This is a genomic window from Romboutsia weinsteinii (assembly GCF_002250835.2).
Taxonomy (GTDB): domain Bacteria; phylum Bacillota; class Clostridia; order Peptostreptococcales; family Peptostreptococcaceae; genus Romboutsia_A; species Romboutsia_A weinsteinii.
In genome coordinates this window covers 96,955-121,931 of sequence record NZ_NOJY02000006.1, presented here as the reverse complement: position 1 = coordinate 121,931, position 24,977 = coordinate 96,955, and the positions used below count along the sequence as shown (strand labels likewise).

The following is a 24,977-nucleotide window of genomic DNA, read 5'->3' as shown; positions in this document are numbered from 1 at the left end:
GTTAGAACATAATTAGTAAACTAGTAGGGGAGAGTTAAATGACATCAAAACATGTATTTAAATATAAACTAGTAGTACAGGCAACAGTGATAGTTTTTATTCTGAGTTTAATAGGAGCAATATTTTTTATAGAGATAAAGGGGACTTTATCTCAGCAAACAATGCAAAATATTACTCAAATAACGTCATATATATCTGAAAACATAGATAAAAGTATTGAAAATAGCTTAGGCGAAATAGAAATATTATCAAACTATATAAGCGTGTACAATAATAGAAATAAAGAAAAAATACATAGTATAATAGAAAAACAGTTAGACAATAAAAATAGTTTGGTTAAGAATATACATTTTGTAAATAAGCAGGGGCAAGTATTATCTAAAAATAGTACTAATAATGTATCAAATGAAGAGTACTTTAAAAATGCTATCTTAGGAAAAACATATGTATCAAAACCTGTAAAAAGTGATGTAGATGGATTACATTATATAACATACTCGAAACCATTATACCAAGAAGAAAATATTATAGGTATGGTATTTGGAAGTAACACTATAGAAGATATAACTAATAAAATTAACTTAGAAATATATAGTGATAGAGGAAATTTAGTTATAATTGATAATGAGGGTAATGTAATTCTATCTTATGACGAAGACATTATGAATAAAAATTTATTAAAAGTAACATCATCAGGTGATCCTAGCAATAAAAGAATAAAAGATGATATAAAAAGATATGCAGATCATGGATTAGAAAAAATCTACATTGATAATGAGTATAGATATGTAGGTTACAGTAGAATAAAAACAAGCAAGGGATGGTATGTTGTCACATCTATTCCCGCTAAAGATTTTTTATACAATGCAAATAATATAGATAAGATTATTAAAATATCAATAATACTGGTTATATCGATAGGAGTAATTATACATTTATACATATCTAGGATAAAAAAAATTAACCAAAGAAAGCTAGAAAAATTGGCATTTGAAGACCATTTAACGGGAATAAATAACTATAAGCGATTTTTAATAGAAGCTAAAGATTTTATTATAAGAAGTAATATATCTAAATATGCAATTATAAGTTTTGATATAGATAGATTTAAAATAATCAATGATGTACATGGATACCATACTGGAGATGAAATATTAAAGGCAATAGCAGATAATATAAGGAATCATATGGGAGAAAATACAGTCTATGGAAAGTTTTCAAATGACTTATTTGGAATAATGCTATGCTTAGATAATGATGAAAAAGATATATTAAGGATAGTAAAGCTTATTAATAATGAGATAGCTAATGTTGAGTTTGAGGATAAGAAAATTAATATAAAAGCATCTATAGGTATTTATTTTATTGAAGATGAAAATATAGATATTAAAAGATTTATTGATAATGCAAACTTAGCAAGGACAAAAGCAAAAATAATTCAAAATCAAAATTACTATGTTTTTGATACGGAGCTAAAGCAATGTCATCATAGCCTAATAAAGATAGAACAGGATATAGCTACAGGTATTAAAAACAATGAGTTCTCAGTGTATTATCAGGCAAAGTTTAATATTGATGGAAGTAAAATAGTTGGAGCAGAAGCTCTAATTAGGTGGAATCACACTGATATGGGAATGATAAGCCCATGTAAGTTTATACCTATAGCTGAAAAGAGCGGAGATATTAACTTAATTGGAAGATGGGTATTTGAACATGTCTGTAAGAAATTAAGTGAGTGGAAGCATAATAGTTATGATTTAGTTCCGATATCTATAAACTTATCCAGAGTAGAACTATATCAACCTGATTTAAGACAGTTTTTACAAAACACAGTTGAGAAGTATGGTGTAGATTCTAAATTAATAGAAATTGAAATCACGGAAACTACTGCACTTAATGATGTAGATTTTATAAATAGAAAGATTAAAGATATAAAATCCCTAGGCATAGCAATATCTATGGATGATTTTGGAACGGGTAATTCTACTCTTAGTAATTTAAAGTTAGTAGACATTGATATTTTAAAAATAGATAGAACTCTTGTATCAGATATAGAAAATGATTTGAAGAGTAAAGAAATGGTAGCTACTATAATTGAGCTATCAAAAAAACTTGGATTAGAAGTTGTATGTGAGGGTGTAGAGAATCTTGAACAAGTACAAATATTAAAGCATACGAAGTGTGATATTATACAAGGATTTGTTTTTGCAAGGCCTGTAGATAGCTTGGAGTTTGAGCATATGATAAAAAATAAATAATAAACTAAAATGTCTAGGTAAGATAATATTTTTATTATTTTACCTAGTTTTTTATTAATAAGAATTTTCTGGGAAAAAGCTTTCAAAATCTCCTTGACACACGTAAAAGATTATAATAAAATTAAGTATATAGTTTAATAGATCGGATTGTTACTGATAATGCAGGCAATACCTAAGTTGAGATAGACGGAAGCGTTGTATCTTGATTTAGGTGTTTTTTATTTGCTAAAGTATATCATGGGGGGGTGAGCATTAGCTATGATCATTGAAAGAATTTATAATAATAATGTTGTACTAGCTTTAGATGAGGATAGTCAGAAAGAATTAATACTCACTGGATGTGGAATTGGATTTAAGAAAAAACCAGGTCAACAAGTAGATGAAAGTAAGATAGAAAAGAAGTTTGTTACTCAAGATGAAGGTTTCAGAAATAAAATTGGAAAATTAGCAAGTCAAATAGATGAAAGTATATTTAATGCGAGTTCTCATATTATAGAGTATGCTGAAAAAAAATTAGGAACTGAGCTTTATGAATATATATATGTATCTTTAACAGACCATATAGCATTTGCACTTAAAAGGCAAAAAGAAAATATAAGCATAAAAAATGATCTACTTTATGAAATAAGAAGAATTCACAAGAAAGAATTTGAGATTGGAAAATGGGCGCTGGATTATATAAATGATGAATTTGATATTGATTTTCCTGAAGATGAAGCTGGATTTATAGCTATGCATATAGTAAATGCTAATTATCGAGAAGATACTAAAGATTCATTTTTAATGACAAAGATAGTTAAAGAAGTGTTAGATATAATTAGATATTATTTTTCAGTGAATTTTAAGCAAGATGATATCAACTACGATAGGTTAATTACTCATTTAAAGTTCTTTGCTAAAAGACTTGTAAAAAAAGAAGAAGCAGAGGATAAGAAAAATGATTTAATAGAAATAGTAAAAATAAAATATGAAGATCACTATAAATGCTCATGTAAGATTAAGCAATTTATAGAAAAAACATATAATTACCATGTTACAGAAGATGAATTACTATATCTTACATTGCATATTAACAGGGTAATATCGGTTATAAACTTTAAATAAAATTACATATTAACAATTTAAAACGAATATGCATTCTAAATGCTCATAGTAAGTTTTTAGAGATAAGATTGTTACTGGTTATGCAGGCGAGACTTAGATCTATAAAAATATATTAAATAGGATTGATAATAATTGCAGTTATATTAATAATATCTGTAATTTTTGCAAAACCTTTATTTAGTATATTATTTTATAGATTTGAGTCTTTTTTCATATAAAGAAATTATAAAATTAAATTTAAAAGGAGAAAAAGGTATGAAAAAACTATTTGGTGTTTTACAAAAAATAGGAAAATCACTAATGTTACCAGTTGCTATACTTCCAGCAGCGGGTTTACTTTTAGGGATAGGTAATGCATTAGGAAGTGAGGCACTTCTAGCTCAACTTCCAGGTCTAGCAAGTGGAATACTGCCATTAATTGCTAGTATAATGGAAGGTTGTGGTCAAATTATATTTGATAACTTACCGTTATTATTTGCAGTTGGTGTAGCAGTTGGTTTAACTGAAGGTGAAGGTGTTGCAGGTCTTGCAGCTATAGTTGGTTTCCTTGTAATGAATAAGGCTATGGGGATTATGGGTGGAGTAACACCTGAGATGACAAACAGCCCAATGTATGCAAGTGTAGTTGGGATACCATCGATTCAAACTGGAGTATTTGGTGGGATTATCATAGGTATAATAGCAGCAAATCTTTATAAGAAATTCTATAAAATTGAGCTACCTCAGTACTTAGGATTCTTTGCAGGTAAGAGATTTGTGCCAATAGCAACAGCAACCGTGGCATTATTACTAGGTATTTTATTAACGTTTATATGGCCTCCTATACAACAGGCTTTATTTGATTTCTCTAAAGTAGTTATAGATGCTAACTTAACAGTTGCAGCATTCTTGTTTGGATTAATAGAAAGAGCGCTAATACCATTTGGTTTACATCATGCATTTTATAATCCATTCTGGTATCAATTTGGTGAATATGTAAATAATGCTGGAGACCTTGTAATGGGTGATCAAAGTATATGGTTTGCACAACTTAAAGATGGTGTAGCATTTACAGCTGGTACATTTATGACTGGTAAATTCCCATTCATGATGTTTGGTCTTCCGGCAGCGGCACTTGCTATGGTACACGAATCAAAGCCTGAGAAGAAAAAGTATGTTGCAGGTATAATGGCATCAGCAGCATTAACATCATTCTTAACAGGTATAACTGAGCCAATAGAATTTGCATTTTTATTTGTGGCACCAGTATTATTTGCTGTACACTGTGTATTTGCAGGTTTATCATTTATGATGATGCAGATATTAAATGTTAAAATAGGTCTTACATTCTCTGGAGGACTGATAGATTTCATACTATTTGGAGTAATACCAAATAGAACACCATGGTATCTAGCAATAGTTGTTGGACTTGTATTTGCAGCAATCTACTACTTCGGATTTAGATTTATGATAAGAAAGTTCAACCTAAAGACTCCTGGTAGAGAAGATGAAGAAGAGGGTAGTGAAATTACTAACTCAGTATTAGGAAATAGTGAGCTAGCATTTGGAATACTTGAGGCCTTAGGAAATAAAGAAAACTTAAAGAGTCTGGATGCTTGTATAACTAGACTTAGAGTACAAGTTGAAGACATAGATAAGGTAGATAAAAATGAATTAAAAGCATTAGGAGCAGCAGGTGTGATGGTTGTAGGAAATAATATACAAGCTATATTTGGACCTAAATCTGATACTCTGAAATCTGAAATAAATGAAATTATAGCAGGTAAAGTTGTAGCTAAAAAAGTAATTAAAGAAGAAATTAAATCTGAAATAAAGGCTGATTCAAAACAAGAAACATCTACATTTACTGATGACAAGATAATTTCATTAACTAATGGTGAGATATTAGACTTATCCCAAGTGCCGGATGAAGTTTTTTCAAGTAAATTAATGGGAGATGGATTTGCGATAAAATCTCATGATGGGAGAATATATTCTCCAGTAGATGGTACTATAGGAGTAATATTCCCAACTAAGCATGCTATAATAATAGAATCTACAGACGGTAGAGAGGTACTTATACATTTAGGTATAGAAACTGTTAAGTTAGATGGTAATGGATTTGATATGTTTGTAGAAGTTGGACAAAAAGTTAAAGCTGGAGATAAGTTAGTTGATATGGATATAAATTATATTGAAAAAAATGCTACATCAACAATAAGTCCGGTAATATTCACTAACTTAGGTGAACATGAAGCTGTTAATATTAAAACAGGTGCAGTAAAAGCTAAAGAAGAAAATAGAATAAGTATAGTAAGTAAATAATACAAAAATACCAACTCTAATACGGGTTGGTATTTTTGTTAATATCGACAAGAAATTGCAAAAAATATCGAAAAGATTACAATTTTATAACAAGGTGTAGAAAATCTAAATTTCATGCTATAATAAAATAGTTAAAGATTTAAATATGTTTTGAATATTTAAATACCATAAAGAAATTTAGTGGTATTTTTAATAATTAAGCTTTAAAGTAGGAGGGAATATATTATGTGCGGACACGTATCGATATACTATAAGACGGCAAAATCTCAATTAGACAGAGAAAGAGCGATAGAAAACGCAAACAAAGAAATATACCACAGAGGGCCAGATGATGTGGGATACTATCACAATGAAAGAGTAAGTTTTGGTTTTAGAAGACTAAGCATAATTGACATAGAAAGTGGTCACCAACCATTTGAAAAGCAAGACAAAGTAATGATATTCAATGGAGAAATATACAACCACGAAGAAATAAGAAAAGAATTAGAAGAACTAGGACATACGTTTACTACTAACTCTGATACAGAAGTTCTTTTAACATCTTACATAGAGATGAAAGAAAAATGTGTTAATAAGTTAAGAGGAATGTATGCATTTTTAGTGTGGGATGAAGAAAAGCAATGTGTATTCGGAGCTAGAGATATATTTGGTATAAAGCCTTTATACTACACTGAGACTGAAGAATTCATAGCATTTGCATCAGAATACAAGTCTTTAGTAGGATTACTGGATGAAAGAAAAGTAGATAAAGAAAGCTTACAACAATACTTATCATTCCAGTCAACTAACAATGAAAGCACTATGATAAATGATATTAAAAAAATATTACCTGGTCATTCTTTCACAATAAAAGATAACAAAATGACTATAGAAAAATACTATGATATAGACTACAAGCCAAATGGCAAAGTAACAAAAGAAGATATATACAATACGCTTTTAAACTCAGTAGAAAAGCATTTAATATCTGATGTAGAAGTGGGTACATTCTTATCTGGAGGTATAGATTCATCAATACTTGCTACTTTAGCATCTAAAATAAACCCTAAGATAAAATCATTCTCTGTAGGATTTGGTATAGATGGATACAACGAAGTAGATGTAGCTAAGAAGACTGCTGATGCATTAGGAATAGAAAACATACAAGTAAGAGTAAGCCAAGATGATTACATTAATGCTTTACCAGAAGTAGTTCGTCTTTTAGATGATCCATTAGCAGATCCATCAGCTCTTGGAATATACTTCTTATCAAAAGAAGCTAGAAAGCATGTTAAAGTAGTATTATCAGGAGAAGGTGCAGATGAGTTATTCGGAGGATACAACATATACAAAGAATTCTATAGCGTTAAGCCTCTACTAAACATACCTAATGCACTTAATGGTATGGTAAATAAAATAGCTAAGATGATGCCAGAAGTGTCAGGTAAGAGCTACTTATTAAGATCGACTACTCCATTAAGAGATAGATATATAGGAAATGCAAAAATATTTGAAAATGATGAAGTAAGAAATGTTGTGAAGAACTACAATGAAAACTTCATATACCAAAATGCAACTAAAGCAATATACGATGAGGCTGAAAAAAGAGGATATGACTATGTAACTACTATGCAATATGTAGATATGAACACATGGTTACCAGGAGACATATTACAAAAAGGTGATAAAATGTCAATGGGTGCTTCAATAGAGCTTAGAGTACCATTCTTAGATAAAGAAGTACTTGAATTATCTAGCCAATTAACATTAGAGCAAAAGGTAACTAAAGAGCAATCAAAAGTATTACTTCGTGAAGCTTTTGAGCATATAGTACCTGAGCACGTTGTACAAAAGAGAAAGTTAGGATTCCCAACTCCAATAAGAGTTTGGTTAAAAGAAGACTTAGGACATGTAGTTAGAAAAACTATAATGGATGCAAAAGTTGATTCATTCATAAACAAAGAATATGCTATAAAACTTCTAGATGATCATATAGCTGGAAAGAAAGATAACTCTAGAAAAGTTTGGACAATATTTATGTTTAGTTTATGGCATCAAATATTTGTTGAACAATTAGAAATAAGCTTTGATTCAAAAGAATATAGAAAAGCAGTATAATATATAAAAGGGTATATCTCAAGTGATTTGAGATATACCCTTTAAACTTTAAAATAGAATCTAATATTAACAAAAAACACATCGCTCAAGTAAAGCGAATCTTAAGCAACGGGATGTGAGCTTGTCGAACAGACGTTGGCGCCATGAGCATAGCGAGTTTTAAGCAACGGGATGTGAGCTTGCCGAGCAGACGTAAGTGCCCAGCATGGGTATGGCATGAGCAAGGCGAATTTTTTATTCATTAGAAAACTTGTTATCGAATATATTTGTACTGTTTAGATAATTTTTAGGAGATACTCCATAAGTTTTTTTAAAAGACCTTACAAAGCTTGAGTAGTCATTAAATCCTGACTTAGCGCATACATCAGCCATTGAAAGTCCTTGATGTATAAGAGATTTTGCAAGAATTAGCCTTTTTTGAACTATATAATTATGGATTGAACTACCTGTTTGAGATTTAAACTTTCTCATAAGATAGTATTTACTAGTAAAAAATTCTGTTGCAAGTGAATCTATTGAAAGATTATTACTTAAATTATTATTTATATAAGCTAACAAATTCTCTATAGTTTCATCATATTGAATATCTTCATACTCAACACTTTCATTATCTTGTAAAAATAATCTATTTATAAACACCATTAGCTGGAGGAATAGAGCGTTTTTTAAGATGTCACTACCAAACTCATCACTATTTTCATTATCCTTTATATTTGTAACGAAAGTTTTTATTTTATTTATACAGTTAACATCTAGTCGAAGTAAATTACATTTATTTGTGGATGAAATCTCAAAACATCTTAATAAATTGCTTTGCTCTTCACAATATCTCTTCATAAAATCAGGACTTATCCAAATTGCAATACGCTCGTAATACTCATCAGGATTTACTACAGGTTTATGAATTTCTTGGTTATTTACAAATAATATATCCCAAGGCTTAAGCTTATAAGACTTACCTTCAACAAAGTAGGTAACATCACCTGAAATAAAGATAATTATTTTGTTAAAATCATGATGATGGTACTCAAACTTAGTATCTTTTTTATCTTTTATGTGAAAAATTTTAAAGTTATCATTTAAATATCCTATCTTATTATCTCTATTTTTCATGACAGACCCCTTTTTAAAAAATTAGTATATTGAATTATAGAGCATTTTTTACAATATTTCAAGCATTATTAACTATGTACATAGTAAAAAAAAAATTATATAATGATAGTAAAATGAGTAAAAAGTGTTAAATTACCTAAGAATAAATGATATAAAGAGGCAATTTAAAACTGGGAGGTATTAAATTTATGAACTTAAAAGACGTAATACAAGGCATAAACGTACTTGATATAAACGGAGAATTAAATATAGATATAGACAATATACAATACGATTCAAGAAAAGTTACTGAAGGAACTTTATTCATATGTATAAAAGGATTTACATCAGATGGACATAAATATATTCAAAGTGCTATAGAAAAAGGCGCTAAGGCATTTTTAGTTCAAGAGGATATAAATATAGAAGGATATACTTTTGTAAAGGTTGAAGATACTAGAAAAACTATGGCAAAAGTTGCAGATAACTTTTACAATCATCCATCAAAAAAGTTTGAAGTTATAGGAGTTACAGGTACTAACGGAAAAACTAGTATAACTACATTCCTAAATGAAATATTAAGTTCGGATTATAAAAAAGTTGGACTAATAGGAACAATAAAAATATTTGATGGAGAAAAAGAAGTAGAGTCAAATGCTACTACGCCAGAGAGTATTGATTTACAAGAATGCTTTAATACTATGGTAAACAATGGATGTGACTACTGTGCAATGGAAGTTTCTTCTCACTCGCTAGTATTAAATAGAGTAGATGAAACAGAGTTTAAGATAGGATTATTCACAAACTTAACTCCAGATCATTTAGATTTCCACAAGGACTTAGATGATTATAGAGATGCTAAGGAAATTTTATTCCATAAGACAACAGTAGCAAATATAATAAATATAGATGATAATGGTGGAAAGCAAATATATGAAAATATAAAAAATCTTAAAACACCAGCTTACACATACGGAATAGATAACAATGCTGATTTTATGGCAAAAGACATCAAAATAGATGCAAAAGGAGTATCTTACAGACTAATAACTCCAACTTATGAGGAAGATATGTTTGTACCAGTACCGGGTAAGTTCACTGTTTACAACACTTTAGCAGTTATAGCAGCATGTTATATGTTAAATATACCTAAAGAAGTAGTTATAAATGGTTTAGGAAAAACTAATGGTGTTGCAGGAAGATTTGAAACTGTTCCAAATGATAAAGAAATAAGTGTAATAGTAGACTACGCACATACTCCAGATGCTCTAGAAAATATATTAAATACAGCAAAGGAATTTGCAAAAGGAAAAATAATAACTGTATTTGGATGTGGTGGAGATAGAGATACTACTAAGAGACCACTAATGGGTGATATAGCTCAAAAGTTATCTGATACATGTATAGTAACATCTGACAATCCAAGAACAGAAGATCCAGTAGTTATAATAGATGATATACTAAATGGGTTAGACAGAGATAATAAAAATTATGAAGTAATAATAGATAGAAAAGAAGCGATAGGACATGCTATAAGTATGGCAAATAAAAATGACGTAATATTAATAGCAGGTAAAGGGCACGAAAACTATCAAATAATAGGTAAGACTAAGCATCATTTTGATGATAAAGAAATAGCAAATGAATTCTTGAGAAATAAATAAAATATTAAAATAAGGAGACAACAAGGATGAAGACATTTTTAGCAAATTATAAGTCATCATTGATATTACTTGGAGCGATAATAATAGGTGGAGCTGTAGGAGTATTTATGGGACCTGAGGCAGTTATATTTAAGCCAGTAGGAGATTTATTCCTTAATTTATTATTCATGACACTAGTACCACTTGTATTTTTCAGTGTTACTTCAGCAATATCTAATATGGGTGAAATGAAAAGGCTTGGAAAGATATTAGGAAATATAGTATTAGTATTTACAGTAACAGCAATAATATCAGGAATAATAGGAATTATAGGTGTATTAATAGTAAATCCTACAAAGGGATTAGATACAAGTACATTTGCTGGACTTATGGCAAATGCTGAGGCTGTAGACCATGAAAAAGTTGGTATATTACAACAAATAGTAAATACAGTTACAGTAACAGATTTTAAAGATTTATTATCAAAGAGTAACATGTTACAATTAATAATATTCTCTATATTAGTAGGTGTAGCAACTGCTATGGCTGGAGAAAAAGCAAAGCCAATAGCTAAGTTTGTAGAAGCAGGTTCTGCAGTTATGATGAAAATAGTTGATTTAATAATGAACTTAGCACCTATAGGACTTGGATGTTACTTTGCATCAGTTATAGGTGAACTTGGACCTCAAATACTTTCAGGATATGCAAGAGCATTCATACTATACTTAATACTAACTGCAGTTTTATACTTCGGATTATTCACAGTATATGCTTACATGTCAGGTGGAAAAGATGGTATAAAAATATTCTGGAAGCATGCTATAGCACCAACGGTAACGGCTCTAGCGACTTGTTCAAGTGCAGCATCAATACCAGTAAACTTAGATGCATCTAAGAAAATGGGTGTACCAGAAGATATAGCAGAAACAGTAATACCGCTTGGAGCTAACATTCACAAAGATGGTTCAGTAATCGGTGGAGTGCTTAAGGTAACATTCTTATTTGGATTATTCGGAAGAGATATGACGAGTATATCAGCTATATTTGGAATACTTGCAGTATCATTCTTAGTTGGAGCAGTTATGGGAGCAATCCCTGGTGGTGGTATGATGGGTGAAATGTTAATACTAAGTGTATATGGATTCTCACCAGAAGTATTACCGATAATAGCTGTTATAAGTACAATAATAGATGCACCAGCAACAGTTTTAAACTCTACAGGAAACACAGTTTGCTCGATGATGGTAGCAAGATTGGTAGAAGGAAAAGATTGGCTTAAAGGTCACTTAGCTAAATAATATAAAAATAGACCACTTTCAAAACGATGTATTGAAGGTGGTTTTTTTATAAGCAAATTTATTTTAATATTATTAAAAGTAGTCATAAAGTAAACAAATATTTATTAGAATTTTATTAGTATGGTATATGTAGTGATACTTTTACTAAAAAATTAATAGATAGGTGATGCTATGGAAAATGTAAAAAAAGTTGTTGGAGTTATAGGAGGGTTAGGACCTATGGCGACAGTATATTTTTTAGAATATGTTATAAATCTTACTGATGCAAAAAAAGATCAAGATCATATAGATATGGTAATTACTAACCATGCAACTACTTACGATAGAACAGAGTATATAATTGGAAAATCAAAAAACAATCCTGTAGATACCTTAATTCAAGATGCAAAAAAGCTAGAAGCTAGTGGAGCAGATTTTATTGTTATAGCATGTAACACAGCACATTATTTTTATAATGAAATACAAGAAAATGTAAATATACCTATAGTTAGCATATTAGAAGAAACTGTAGAACATATAAAGAGTAAAGGGTTAAATAAAGCCGGTATTTTGGCTACACATGGAACAATTAGCTCTAAAATATATCAAAATATATGCAAAGAAAAAAGTTTAGATTATGAAATACTAGATGAAGATAATCAGAACTCCCTAATGGATATTATTTACAACCAGGTAAAAAAGGGTAAGAAAGTAGATATAAAAGAGTTTTATAATTTGGTAAACTCTATAAAAAATAGAGATTGTGATTGTGTAATATTAGGGTGTACAGAGCTTTCCATAATCAAGAATGATAACAATTTAGATGATGAATTTTATATAGATTCATTGGATGTGCTTGCAAGAAAGACTATTGAGAAGTGTGGAAAAAAGATAAGATATTATGTACAATAATAGATGTATTCGACATATTAGACAAAATTGAGGTGTAACAGATGGAAAAAAGTGAAGTGTTTCTGACCTTACTTGAAAAGGCAAGTTTAATCATAGTTCTATTTATACTAATAAGTAAAACTAAAGGTCTTAAGAAAATGTTTCAAAAAGAAACCTATAGTGTGAAAGATTTGATAATTATATCAATAATATTTAGTGGGTTATCAATATTAGGGACAATTGTTGGTATAGACGTTGAAGGATCTATAGCTAATACGAGGATAATGACCATAGTATCAGGAGGTGTAATATTTGGTCCAATAGTAGGTATAGTATCTGGTTTTATATCTGGAGTACATAGATACCTTATCGATGTTGGTGGAATAACTGCCCTACCATGCTTTATATCAAGCATAAGTTCGGGGATACTTTCAGGAATATTTTATACAAAATTTAATTCAAAGCCAAGGCGTGTATCCAGGTGGGTATATGGAATTATATGTGGTGTAATAGCAGAAAGTATAACGATGCTGTTGATATATTTAATATCAACACCCAGAGGAGTTGCATTATTAATTATAAAGCAAATTTATATACCTATGATAGTAGGTCAGATTGGTATAGGATTTATGATCTCAACAATAGAATCAATAAAGAAAGAAAAAGATGAAATAGCAGCATTTCAATCTAAATTAACTTTAGATATAGCCAACAAGACTCTACCATACTTTAGAAATATAACGCCAGAAGCATTACAAAAAATTTGCGGAATAATAAAAGAAGAAATAAATTCAGATGCAGTAAGTATAACAGATACAGAGCATGTATTAACTTATGTAGGTGTAGGAGAGCAGGCATTTAATAAACCAGGAATAAGTTTAAGTAACTTTACTAAAGAATCTATAGAAACAAATAAAATATTAAATATAAAAGTGGATAAAGATGAACATTCTTTAAGTGAAAAAGTCAATCTAAAGACTGCTATGATAATACCTCTTACAGATTCTCAAGGTGTAATAGGAACATTAAAAATCTACTATACTAAGAAATATGATATTAGTGGTTCTAAAAAATCACTAGCAATAGGTCTATCAGATATGATATCCACACTTATGGAAATATCTAAGATAGAAAAAATAAAAGAGGAAAAAAATAAGGCTGAAATAAAAGCTCTACAAACTCAGATAAATCCTCATTTTTTATTTAACGCATTAAATACAATAACATCATTTATTAGAATTAATCCAGACAAAGCAAGACAGCTTATAATAAATCTATCAACATATATGAGATATAATTTAGAGATTAGTGATAACTTAATAGACATCCATAAGGAGCTAGAGCAAGTAAAGGCTTATGTAGAAATAGAAAAAGCAAGATTTGGAGATAAGTTAGAGGTTATTTATGATATAGAGGAAAATATAGAGGCAAAGATTCCAAGCCTGATAATCCAACCACTAGTAGAAAATGCAATCATACATGGAATAAGACAAAATGGTGGAGCAGGTACTGTTATTATAGGAGTAAGGCAAGAAGATAGCCGTACAAAGATATGGATAGAAAATGATGGTGTTACAATAGATAGAGATATAATAAATAAAGTATATACAGACAGTGTTCCAGAAAATAAGATAGGTCTTTATAACGTACACCTTAGATTAAAATTGATTTATGGTCAAGGTCTTAAGATATACAGACTAGACCCAGGAACAGAAATAGAATTTTACATTTAGGAGCAAATATGAGAGCGATAATAGTAGAAGATGAATTTCCAGCAAGAGAAGAATTAAAATACTTTATAAATAATTTTAGTGATATAGAAATTTTAAGTGAATTTGATAATGGATTAGATGTATTAAGATTCATTCAAAATAATACTTTAGATGTTATATTTCTAGATATTAATATACCAATGCTTGATGGTATGTTACTCGCTAAGACTATAAATCAGTTTAAAGATAAGCCTAAAATAGTATTTATAACAGCTTATAAGGAATACGCAGTAGATGCATTTGAGTTAGACGCTTTTGATTATATACTTAAGCCATATTCGGAAGAACGTATAGTATCAACTTTAATGAAACTTAAGAAAAGCAGTGAATTAGAAAATAAGGTTCCAGAAGTAAAAGCTAAAGAACACACAAATTTCAATGCTTTATCTTCTCAAAGTATTACTCTTTTAAGAGATGACAAATTAGTAGTAATAAATACAAATGATATTTGTTATTGTGAAGCTAGGGAAAGAGAAACCATAGTATATACAAAAGAGAAAGAATATATATCTAAAAGTTCAATAATCGAATTTGAAAAGAAGTTACCAGCAAATACGTTTTTTAAAACACACAGGTCTTATATTGTAAATTTATCAAAAATAAAAGAAATAGTACCGTGGTTCAATAGTACCTATAAACTTAAACTACATGATATGGATGATGAAGTATTTGTAAGTAGAAGTAAAATAAAAGAATTTAGAGCACTTATGAAGATATAAATGCATTTCATGTAGAAATTTCTGCATTTCATGTAAATACTATTCTACCTACTTATTTATTAGGTTAAGATAGATTTGTAATCATAATAGTTTAAATAAGTAGGAGGATAAATGCAATGATAACGTTTTTAGTTTGTTTAGCAATTCTTATCGGTGGATACTTTGTCTACGGTAAAATAGTTGAAAAATCAGTAGTTTTAAATGACAAAAATTCTACACCTGCAGTAAGATTAGAAGATGGTGTAGACTATATGCCAATGCCTTGGCATAAGGTATTCTTAATACAATTTTTAAATATAGCAGGAACTGGTCCTATATTTGGGGCTATAATGGGAGCATTATTCGGACCTGTTGCATTTTTATGGATAACGTTTGGTACAATATTTGCAGGAGGAGTACATGACTTCTTATCAGGAGTTATATCTATGAAACATAATGGTACTTCTGTTTCTGAAATAGTAGGTATATACTTAGGAGATGGAATGAAGTCTGTTATGAGAGTATTCTCAGTTATACTTCTTATATTAGTTGGGACAGTATTCGTAACATCTCCAGCAGGGTTATTAACATCTATGACTGGAATAGATAAAAATATATGGGTTGCAGTAATAATAATATACTACATGTTAGCTACAGTATTACCAGTTGATAAGGTAATCGGTAAAATATATCCAGTATTTGGAGCCGCATTATTATTCATGGCAATAGGTTTATGTGGAGCTATGTTTGTTGGGCACTTCAACGGATCTATGACAATGCCAGAAATGACTTTACAAAACTTACATCCAGATGGACTTAGTATATTCCCATTCTTATTCACAACAATAGCTTGTGGAGCAATATCAGGATTCCACGCTACTCAATCACCAATGATGGCAAGATGTATACACAAGGAATCTGAGAGTAAAAAAGTATTCTACGGTGCAATGGTAGTAGAAGGTATAGTTGCTTTAATCTGGTGTGCTGTTACTATAGCATTCTTTGGAGACAGCTTATCTATACAAAATGCTTTAAATGAGTATGGTGGACAATCAGGAGTAGTAGGTATGTTATCTAAAGACTTATTAGGACCACTAGGTGCAGTACTTGCAGTACTTGGAGTAGTTGCATGTCCTATAACAAGTGGAGATACAGCATTTAGAAGTGCTAGACTTACAATCGCTGATTCATTTAAGATAAAACAAGAAGGATTAAAAAATAGATTCGTGTTAGCTATTCCACTATTTGCAGTGTGTATATTCTTAACTACAATAGATTTCAACATAATATGGAGATACTTCGCTTGGTCTAACCAAACTTTAGCTGCTATATTCTTATGGGCTGCTACAGTATACTTAGTGAAGAATAAGTCTAACTACTGGATGACTTTAATACCTGCAACATTTATGAGTGCAGTATGTACAGCTTATATATTACAAGCTCCAGAAGGTTTCAAGTTAGCATCAGGATTCTCTAATATAGTTGGAGTAGTAGTTGCAGCGGGATTATTCTTAGTATTCTTAATGAATGTAGGTAAAATAAAAACTTCAGAAATACAAGATTTAGCTGCTGAATAGTAGCACTAATAAAATAGACTATAAAATAATAAAGACCCTATAACGTAGATAATTAAAATATCTTCATTGTAGGGTATTTATTATTCTACATCATATCTTTATAACCCTTTAGTAATCTAATATAGTGATTAGATTCTCTAAGGACGTGGTCTGCAAGAAGAGGAACAAATATTGATCTTATTTGGCAATCAATGCTGCCTTTTGTTCCAGCTGTTTTAAATTCTTTAAGCTCCATAGTTTTACTTAAAGTTTCATCTGTAACACTAGATATTGTTGCATCAGTCATCTTCTTTGCTTTAGCAATTAGATCGGAATAATCATTAGCAAAGTTATTTGAAGCATTAATTAAGTCATTTTCAGTTGGATCAAGTAATCCTCGTATAAACAGTGCATGCTCCATCATAATTTGATCCCAAAATAGTTCAGATTCTTTAGCATCATCGTAATCAATATCTTGGCCATTTTCAAGTGCAATAATATAAGATCTATATAGCCTTGCCTCACGCATTATGTGCTCAATAAGTAGTGGATAATTTGATGTAAATAATTTACAAGACAGCATTTCTGTTAGCACTTTTTTCTTAAAGTCAATAATACCTTCAACTAATTTTAGAGCATTAGAGTTAAGTTGCTTTACATAGTCCATTAGTTCATGGCTAATATGTGTATTGTCTCCACTTTGTAAGCTTAGCTCATTAACCGTTATATCTGTATTTATTTCTATGCCAGTGAGATATTGTGTTTTTTGTTCTGCATCTATGGTATATTCAGTAAATAGTTCTCCAGAATTTAATACATTTGATCTAATCATACAGTTACTAGCTGATAATGCACAGCATAAAAGTTTTTCAAATTCTTTTTTGTAGTGATCTGCTTTCTTAGCATAGTTAGAATCTTTACATGTAAATCCTGCTTCTAAAAAAATACCGTGCTCTTTCATTATTCTAGCAAAGAATAAATGTAACTCTAATGATAGAACAACATACTTTCTCTCATTCATCATAATCTTCCCCCTTATAGATACTCTATTACACTTTATGATTGGCTTTCTTTACATATTCATTATTATTACTTAGAGGATGATAGCCTTATGAAAGATAATATATCGGTGCAAAATAAAAAGATGACTCCTGTAAATTACAGAAATCATCTCTTTAATTAATTATACGTTAAATCTGAATAATATAACATCTCCATCTTTAACTATATATTCTTTACCTTCAAGTTTAACTAATCCTTTTTCTTTAGCAGCAGACATAGTTCCTACATTTACTAAATCATTAAATGCTATAGTTTCCGCTCTTATGAATCCTCTTTCTATATCAGAGTGTATCTTTCCACCAGCTGCAGGAGCTTTTGTTCCTACTTTTATAGTCCAAGCTCTAACTTCTTGAGGTCCAGCTGTTAAATAAGAAACAAGTCCTAATAATGCATAAGAAGATTTTATTAATTTATCTAATCCTGATTGCTCAAGACCTAAAGTTTCTAAGAACTCTTTCTTTTCTTCATCAGTATCAAGTTCAGCTATTTCTGCTTCTATCTGAGCACAAACAACTACAACTTCAGCACTTTCAGTAGCAGCGTATTCTCTAACTCTGTTAACTAATTCGTTGTTAGCAGCTTCATCAGCTAAATCATCTTCGCATACGTTAGTAGCGTAGATTACTGGCTTAGAAGTAAGTAAGTTTAATGAATCAACAAATATTTGTTGTTCTTCAGTAAAGCTCATAGTTCTAACGCATTTGCTGTCTTCTAATACTGCTAATATTTCTTTTAAGAATTCCAATTCAGCAGCTAAGCTCTTATCAGCTCTAGCAGCCTTAGAACCTTTTTGTATTCTTCTTTCTAATATTTCTATATCAGAGAATATTAACTCTAAGTTTATAGTTTCTATATCTCTTAAAGGATCAACATTTCCATCAACGTGAACAACGTTAGGATCTTCAAAACATCTAACAACGTGTACTATAGCGTCAACTTCTCTTATATGTGATAAGAACTTGTTTCCAAGACCTTCACCTTTAGAAGCTCCTCTAACAAGACCTGCTATATCGCAAAACTCTATAGCAGTAGGAACTATTTTCTTAGAATCATATAATTCTTTTAATTTATCTAATCTCTCATCTGGAACAGAAACAACACCTACGTTTGGCTCTATTGTACAGAAAGGGTAGTTTGCAGATTCAGCACCTGCTTGAGTTATAGCGTTGAACAGTGTACTTTTACCTACGTTTGGTAAACCAACTATACCTAATTTCATAATTTTATCTTCCTCTCTTTTGTCAATTTATTTCCCTTGAGCAATAACATCTATGATATGAGCTCAGCGAATTTTATACAACCTATTAAGAGATGAACATCACTTAATAAGCTAAATATACGATTTTTAAAATATCTAATTTAGACATACATACTGATTATACCTCATATATATAATAGATGTAAACTATACTTTATAATGGGGTTGATTTTATGTTGATTTCGGCACTTTTATGTATCTGTATATGTTTAAGTTTTATATTTGATGGATATATGGAGAATATATTTATAGTTTTAGCAGTAATAGCATTTTATAAGCAAATAATAATAAATAAAGAATATAAATATATGTGCTATGCAGTTATTATCTCCATAATAGGAGTAAATTGTTTAGTAACTCTTGGATTTAGAAATTATATAAAATTTGAAGATACAGAACCAGCCCAGGAGAGAGAAGAAACGTTAATACTATTAGTATCAGAAGGAGAAAGCAAAAATTATAATTTAAGAGAAAGAGCTACGCAAGTTGCTTATGAAGATGGTAATAAGTCCTACATAACAGCTACGAAGGATTTATACAACTATAAGCGTTATTATTCAAAGTTTGGATCTAGTAATTTTAAGGAAAATGCTGAAGAAATAGCATCAAAACTAAGAACTATGCTTGGAAATGACTATAAGGTTGTAAATTCTTATTTATATTCATCTCCATATTTTGAAAGTAGCTTAGAGGGTGTTATATCAAAAGGTTTTAAAAAAATAATACTGTGTCCTTTATTTATGACTGAGGGAGTTGATTATAATGTGTTTAAGGACAGGTTTGATACTTTAAACCTTAGTACATATGAGCTTAAAGAATTAGAAGTGCTTGATACTTTTTATAAATCAAGTGGATTAGCTATGATGTACAAAAATGAAATTTTAGAACAAATTAATAAAAAGGAAGAAGATGCAGGAGTACTTTTAGTAGGGCTTCATGATAAGAATAATCTTGAGCAGGATATACAATTTAGAGAAACTGTGAGAGATTATATACTTCAAGAAGAAAAAAATAAAGATATTCAAATAAAATTACCGCTTTTAGAAAATAATAAACATGATATAGTAAAGTCTGGCGAGGAATTGCTAGAATATGGAATTGATACCTTGTATGTTGCACTTACAACCTGTACAATTGATACTATGTATAGCAGGTATTTAGTAGAAAGCATACTCAAGGAACTTGATATGGGAAACACAAAGTTTTATTATATAGACCCCAAAAAAAAGCTAGATATATTAGCTGAAGAAATATTTATTAAGATATCATTAATTGCCAATATAGGAGGATAATATGGAAGACATTAAAAAAATTAACTTAGACGATAACATTAATTTAACTCTTATACCAGTTAAAAAGTTTAAGTCTAACCTTGTAAGTATATACATACAAAGATTATTAGATAGAGAAGAAACTACGAAAAACGCTCTACTTCCAACTCTAATCACTAGTGGTTCTAAGATGTACCCAAGTGCTAGAGAGATTTCTAACAAGTTAGATGACTTATATGGATCATCTATGTTTGGAGATGTAGGAAAAAGAGGAGAGCGTCAAGTTATAAGCTTCAAGATAATAAATACTAATGAAAAATATTTAGATGAAAATATATTTAATGATGTAATAGAATTTTTCAATGAAATAATTAATAAGCCATTATTAGTTGATGGTGGCTTTGATGAAAAGTACGTAAACATTGAAAAAGAAAATTTAAAAACTAGAATACAAGCAAGAATTAATGACAAGGGGAGATATGCTCTTGAAAGGTTATTTGAAGAAATGTGTAGTGATGAGAGATATAGTATAAGTGAATATGGGTATGAAGAAGATCTTGATAAGATAAGCCCTCAAGATTTATACGATCATTACAAAGAGATATTAAGAACATCACCAATTGATATAGTAGTTGAGGGTGATTTTGATGAAGCTGAAGTGGTTGAAACTATTAAAAAGAACTTTACCTTTGAAAGAGGAAATATCATAGATATACCTAGAGCAGATTACAAGAAAGAAGTAACAGAAGTAAAAGAAATAAAGGAAAATATGGATATAACTCAAGGTAAACTTGTAATGGGTTATAGGACTAATATAGATTATAATGATGTAGATAAGTACTATCCATTAGTTGTAGGATGCAATGTATTAGGTGGAGGACCACACTCTAAGATGTTTATAAATATAAGAGAAAAAGAAAGTTTATGCTACTATATCTATTCATCTGTTGAAAAATACAAAGGAATATTATTTGCATCTGCGGGTATAGAAGCTCAAAACTACGAAAAGACTTTAGATCTTGTAAAACAACAATTAGAAAGCTTAAAAGCTGGAGATATATCACAAGAAGAAATAGAGAATAGTAAAATAGGTTTAATAAATTCTATGAAATCAATAGGAGATAGCATAGGAGGAATGTCAGATTTTTATTTCTCTCAAAGCATGGGTAAAACTAATCAAACTGTTGAAGAGATAATTGACAATGTAGCTAAGGTAAGTGTAGAAGATATAGTAAACATAGCAGGGGACATAACTCTTGATACTATATATTTCTTAAGTAATTAAGGAGGCATAAATAAATGAAAAAAATAGTTAACGATATATTAAGAGAAGAACTTTACTATGAGAAGCTAGAAAATGGACTAGATGTTTACTTTATGCCAAAGAGAGGATTTACTAAGAAGTATGCAGTACTTGCAACAAACTATGGTTCAAATGAGCTAGAGTTTGTACCTATTGGTGAAGATAAAAAAATAAGAGTCAATGAAGGTATAGCCCACTTCTTAGAGCATAAAATGTTTGAACAGTCAGATGGAGGAAATGCATTTGATAAGTTTTCTAAGTGGGGAGCAAATGCTAATGCATTTACTAACTTTACTATGACTGCTTATTTATTCTCAACTACAGAACATTTTTATGAAAGTTTAGAACATCTTATTGACTATGTTCAAACACCTTATTTTACAGATGAAAATGTTGAAAAGGAAAAAGGTATAATAGAACAGGAAATAAAGATGTATGATGATGACCCAGATTGGAATGTTTACTTCAACTGTCTAAAAGCGCTTTATGTAAACTATCCAGTAAGAGTAGATATAGCAGGGACGGTAGAAAGTATATACAAAATAACCAAAGAAGAACTATATAAGTGCTACAATACATTTTATAACCCGGGAAATATGGCGTTATTTGTTGTAGGAGATTTAGAGGCTGATAAGGTTATGGAAGTTGCTAAGAAAGTGAATCACTATGATGTAGAAAAATTATCTCAAGAAATAGAAAGATTCTACCCTGAAGAACCTGCTCATGTAAATGAAAAAGAGGTAGTTGCTAAATTCCCAATATCTATGCCAATGTTTAATATAGCATTTAAAGATAATAATGTTGGTACAAAAGGAAAAGAATTATTAAGAAAAGAAGTTGTTACCGAAATATTAATAGATATGATACTTAAAAAAGGTAGCAAGCTTTACGAAGATTTATATATGAATGGATTAATAAATGAAAACTTTGGTTCAGGTTTCTCATCACAAGTTGATTATGGATTTACTATAATAGGTGGAGACTCTAAGGATCCAAGAGAAGTTAAGAGAACTATTCATGAATATATTGAGAAATATAAAGTTGAAGGATTGTCAAAAGAAGAATTTGAGAGAACTAAGAAAAAGAAAATAGGTAATTTCTTAAAGTACTTTGATTCTGTAAACTTCATAGCTAACAACTTTATAACTTATAACTTTAAGGGAATAAATCTATTAGACTACTTAGATGTTATAAAGTCAGTTAAATTTGAAGAGGTAGAAGAAAGATTAAAATCTCATTTTAAAGAGGAATATAGTGTAATATCAATAGTTGAACCAAAATAATAATTAAGGCATGTCTCAAGGATTTACTTAAGACATGCCTTTTAATATATTTATATTTTAAGATAATGTTCTAAAATCATATCCATTTGATTTAAAGTACTCAATTATTTTAGGGAGAGCATCTACAGTTGCTTGTTTTCCGTAATCATCATGCATTAATAGAACTACAAGTTCTTTTCCTTGTGAAGTAGCAACAGCAAAGTTATAAAGTTCTTGTGCATTTTTAGTGTTTCCTTCTGCATCTCCATTTAATGCATTCCAATCAACTGCAGCTATATGATTTTCTTTTGTATAATTGTCAAGTGCTTCTATTCCTTGCCATGACATACGACCACCAGGACATCTTATTACGCGGGTAACAAACGAAGGTCCTAATATCTTACTTAATAACTTATCATTTTCTTTATAATCAGCTACAAAATTATCTAAATTTAAAACTCTATTAGGGAATAGATATTTATAGTTATGGCTGTAGGAGTGATTACCTATAGCATGACCATCATTGAAAGCTTGCTTTAATAAAGAAGCCGCTCTATCGCCACCCTCAATTAAACTTACTCCTGTTACAAAAAATGTAGCATGAACATCATAGTTTCTTAGTATATCTAAAACTTTTCGAGTACTAGTAGTTGATACTCCATCATCAAATGTTAAATAAACAACCTTGTGTCCATTATTTGCACAATCAGAAGCATTTAGCTTCTGAGCTACTACTAAAGCATCGTCAGTATAGTTTCTACCAAGTGCTGAGACACCTACATGTACATGCTTACCTAATTCATTTTGAAGATGGTTATAAACTTTTGGATTATCACTATTATCATTGATACTATCAGTAGTTAAAGCATCATTATCCTTACGATTATAGCAATATGATATGGATATAGAGGTTATACTAATTATTATAGCAAGGGATGTTATAATAACAGAATATAGACTCCTTTTAGTAAGTTTTGTTTTTATTTTTTTCATAATTGACCTCCTAGATAAATAAACAAGATGATATTGCAAATAAAAAACAAAAATACATCCATACATATTTTGAATTAAATATAAGTTAAACTTATATAAATATTAATGAAAAAATTATACTTAATTCAAAATATTAGAAATAAAAATTCATTTTTATTTCATAATTAAAATGTATCATATAAATATTATGACCTTTAAAATTCTTAATATGTTGTTGTAAGGATAAGTATTTTTAAAGAATTTGATTTAGAAATGAATACTATGTAGTAACTAGGTAATCTTAAGCTTTTAGATTTATTGCTATAATGGTATAATATTAAGATAAACTTTAAGCGCAATAAAGGGGGCATAGACCTATGATAGATATTCACTGCCATATATTACCTGGTGTAGATGATGGTTCTAAGGATTTAGAAGAATCGTTAGAAATGGCAAAGATTGCTCATAGCGAAGGAATAAAAAAGATAATTAATACATCACATTATCATCCTAGCTTTGAATATGAAACGGGAGAAGTAGTCTTAGAAAAATTAAATTCATTTAATAAACTTCTAAAGGAAAAAAATATAGACTTAGAGGTTATAGTGGGAAATGAGCTTTACTATACACCGGATATTATAGAAGAAATAGAGCATTTAGATTTTAATACAATGGGAAATAGTAAGCATATATTAATAGAATTTCCACCACTAAATGTTCCACAAAACTTAGCGGACATAGTATATGAGATAAAACTAAAAGGATATACACCAATATTAGCTCATGTGGAAAGATATGCAAGAATTGAGGACAACCCGAATCTAATATATGACTGCATAAAAGAAGGTGCTTTAATACAAATAAATGCATCTAGTATAATAGGGAAAAATGGTAAGGAAACAAAAAATCTTTGTACATTATTACTTGATCACAGCATGGTTCACTTAGTTGGAAGTGATGCACATAGTGCTACAAGAAGAAGACCTTTAATGAGGGAAAGCTATGATTATATTCGTAGTAATTATGGAAAAGATTACGCAGATGATTTATTTTCAAGAAATGCTAATAGCATAATAGAAAATGAGGAGCTAGAAATACCAAATCCTGAAAAGTACATAGAAAAAAAAGGATTTTTCACTAAATTATTTAAAAGATAA

The 24,977-nt window shown here is 29.7% G+C and carries 18 protein-coding genes; 14 read left to right on the top strand and 4 right to left on the bottom strand.

Annotation, left to right across the window (positions count from 1 at the left end; translation table 11 throughout):
* The first annotated feature begins 38 nt into the window (after nt 1-38).
* The 4 genes from CHL78_RS05105 to asnB all read left to right on the top strand — a co-directional run bounded on the left by CHL78_RS05105 (nt 39) and on the right by asnB (nt 7,763).
* Entirely contained in the window at nt 39-2,258 is a 2,220-nt protein-coding gene (locus tag CHL78_RS05105) for a bifunctional diguanylate cyclase/phosphodiesterase (RefSeq protein WP_094366287.1), read from the top strand.
* A 258-nt stretch (nt 2,259-2,516) separates the two neighbouring features.
* A complete protein-coding gene (licT, locus tag CHL78_RS05100) occupies nt 2,517-3,362 on the top strand; it encodes a BglG family transcription antiterminator LicT (protein WP_094366290.1) in 846 nt (281 codons plus the stop codon).
* A 255-nt stretch (nt 3,363-3,617) separates the two neighbouring features.
* Nucleotides 3,618-5,666: a glucose-specific PTS transporter subunit IIBC gene (gene ptsG / locus CHL78_RS05095; protein ID WP_094366292.1), complete on the top strand. Its 2,049-nt coding sequence runs from the start codon at nt 3,618-3,620 to the stop codon at nt 5,664-5,666.
* Nucleotides 5,667-5,891: 225 nt separating this feature from the next.
* Entirely contained in the window at nt 5,892-7,763 is a 1,872-nt protein-coding gene (gene asnB / locus CHL78_RS05090) for an asparagine synthase (glutamine-hydrolyzing) (protein ID WP_094366294.1), read from the top strand.
* A gap of 234 nt (nt 7,764-7,997) precedes the next feature.
* Here the strand turns inward: asnB and CHL78_RS05085 are convergent, their stop codons facing one another.
* Nucleotides 7,998-8,876 carry an AraC family transcriptional regulator gene (locus CHL78_RS05085; protein ID WP_094366296.1) on the bottom strand — a complete coding sequence of 293 codons (879 nt, stop codon included), beginning with the start codon at nt 8,874-8,876 and terminating at the stop codon, nt 7,998-8,000.
* 188 nt (nt 8,877-9,064) lie between these two features.
* On the opposite strand from CHL78_RS05085, the gene CHL78_RS05080 reads away from it, so the two are divergent.
* The 6 genes from CHL78_RS05080 (at nt 9,065) to CHL78_RS05055 (ending at nt 16,713) form a co-directional block, all read left to right on the top strand.
* A complete protein-coding gene (locus CHL78_RS05080; protein ID WP_094366298.1) occupies nt 9,065-10,519 on the top strand; it encodes a UDP-N-acetylmuramoyl-L-alanyl-D-glutamate--2,6-diaminopimelate ligase in 1,455 nt (484 codons plus the stop codon).
* 26 nt (nt 10,520-10,545) lie between these two features.
* Nucleotides 10,546-11,796, top strand: coding sequence for a dicarboxylate/amino acid:cation symporter (locus CHL78_RS05075; protein ID WP_094366300.1), 1,251 nt, complete (start codon nt 10,546-10,548; stop codon nt 11,794-11,796).
* 171 nt (nt 11,797-11,967) lie between these two features.
* A complete protein-coding gene (cuyB, locus tag CHL78_RS05070) occupies nt 11,968-12,687 on the top strand; it encodes a cysteate racemase (protein ID WP_094366302.1) in 720 nt (239 codons plus the stop codon).
* Between the two features lie 41 nt (nt 12,688-12,728).
* Nucleotides 12,729-14,399: a LytS/YhcK type 5TM receptor domain-containing protein gene (locus CHL78_RS05065; protein ID WP_094366304.1), complete on the top strand. Its 1,671-nt coding sequence runs from the start codon at nt 12,729-12,731 to the stop codon at nt 14,397-14,399.
* 8 nt (nt 14,400-14,407) lie between these two features.
* A complete protein-coding gene (locus CHL78_RS05060) occupies nt 14,408-15,157 on the top strand; it encodes a LytR/AlgR family response regulator transcription factor (RefSeq protein ID WP_094366306.1) in 750 nt (249 codons plus the stop codon).
* Between the two features lie 116 nt (nt 15,158-15,273).
* Nucleotides 15,274-16,713 (top strand): carbon starvation CstA family protein, encoded by a 1,440-nt coding sequence (locus CHL78_RS05055; protein WP_094366308.1) that lies wholly within the window; start codon nt 15,274-15,276, stop codon nt 16,711-16,713.
* A gap of 85 nt (nt 16,714-16,798) precedes the next feature.
* On the opposite strand, the gene CHL78_RS05050 is transcribed toward CHL78_RS05055, so the two are convergent.
* Together CHL78_RS05050 and ychF are read right to left on the bottom strand one after the other, a co-directional pair.
* Nucleotides 16,799-17,716, bottom strand: coding sequence for a DUF2935 domain-containing protein (locus CHL78_RS05050; protein ID WP_094366310.1), 918 nt, complete (start codon nt 17,714-17,716; stop codon nt 16,799-16,801).
* A gap of 159 nt (nt 17,717-17,875) precedes the next feature.
* Nucleotides 17,876-18,973, bottom strand: coding sequence for a redox-regulated ATPase YchF (ychF, locus tag CHL78_RS05045; RefSeq protein ID WP_094366312.1), 1,098 nt, complete (start codon nt 18,971-18,973; stop codon nt 17,876-17,878).
* 212 nt (nt 18,974-19,185) lie between these two features.
* On the opposite strand from ychF, the gene CHL78_RS05040 reads away from it, so the two are divergent.
* Genes CHL78_RS05040 through yfmH form a run of 3 tightly spaced genes read left to right on the top strand, consistent with a single transcriptional unit; the run spans nt 19,186 to nt 22,869 of the window.
* Nucleotides 19,186-20,304 (top strand): ferrochelatase, encoded by a 1,119-nt coding sequence (locus CHL78_RS05040; RefSeq protein WP_094366314.1) that lies wholly within the window; start codon nt 19,186-19,188, stop codon nt 20,302-20,304.
* Nucleotide 20,305: 1 nt separating this feature from the next.
* Nucleotides 20,306-21,568: an EF-P 5-aminopentanol modification-associated protein YfmF gene (yfmF, locus tag CHL78_RS05035; protein WP_094366316.1), complete on the top strand. Its 1,263-nt coding sequence runs from the start codon at nt 20,306-20,308 to the stop codon at nt 21,566-21,568.
* A gap of 14 nt (nt 21,569-21,582) precedes the next feature.
* Nucleotides 21,583-22,869: an EF-P 5-aminopentanol modification-associated protein YfmH gene (yfmH, locus tag CHL78_RS05030; protein ID WP_094366318.1), complete on the top strand. Its 1,287-nt coding sequence runs from the start codon at nt 21,583-21,585 to the stop codon at nt 22,867-22,869.
* A gap of 57 nt (nt 22,870-22,926) precedes the next feature.
* Here yfmH and CHL78_RS05025 read toward each other — a convergent pair whose 3' ends face one another.
* On the bottom strand, nt 22,927-23,841 hold the full coding sequence (locus tag CHL78_RS05025) for a polysaccharide deacetylase family protein (protein ID WP_158540632.1): 915 nt from the start codon (nt 23,839-23,841) through the stop codon (nt 22,927-22,929).
* Nucleotides 23,842-24,197: 356 nt separating this feature from the next.
* Between CHL78_RS05025 and CHL78_RS05020 the strand changes: the two genes are divergently transcribed.
* Entirely contained in the window at nt 24,198-24,977 is a 780-nt protein-coding gene (locus CHL78_RS05020; protein WP_094366322.1) for a tyrosine-protein phosphatase, read from the top strand.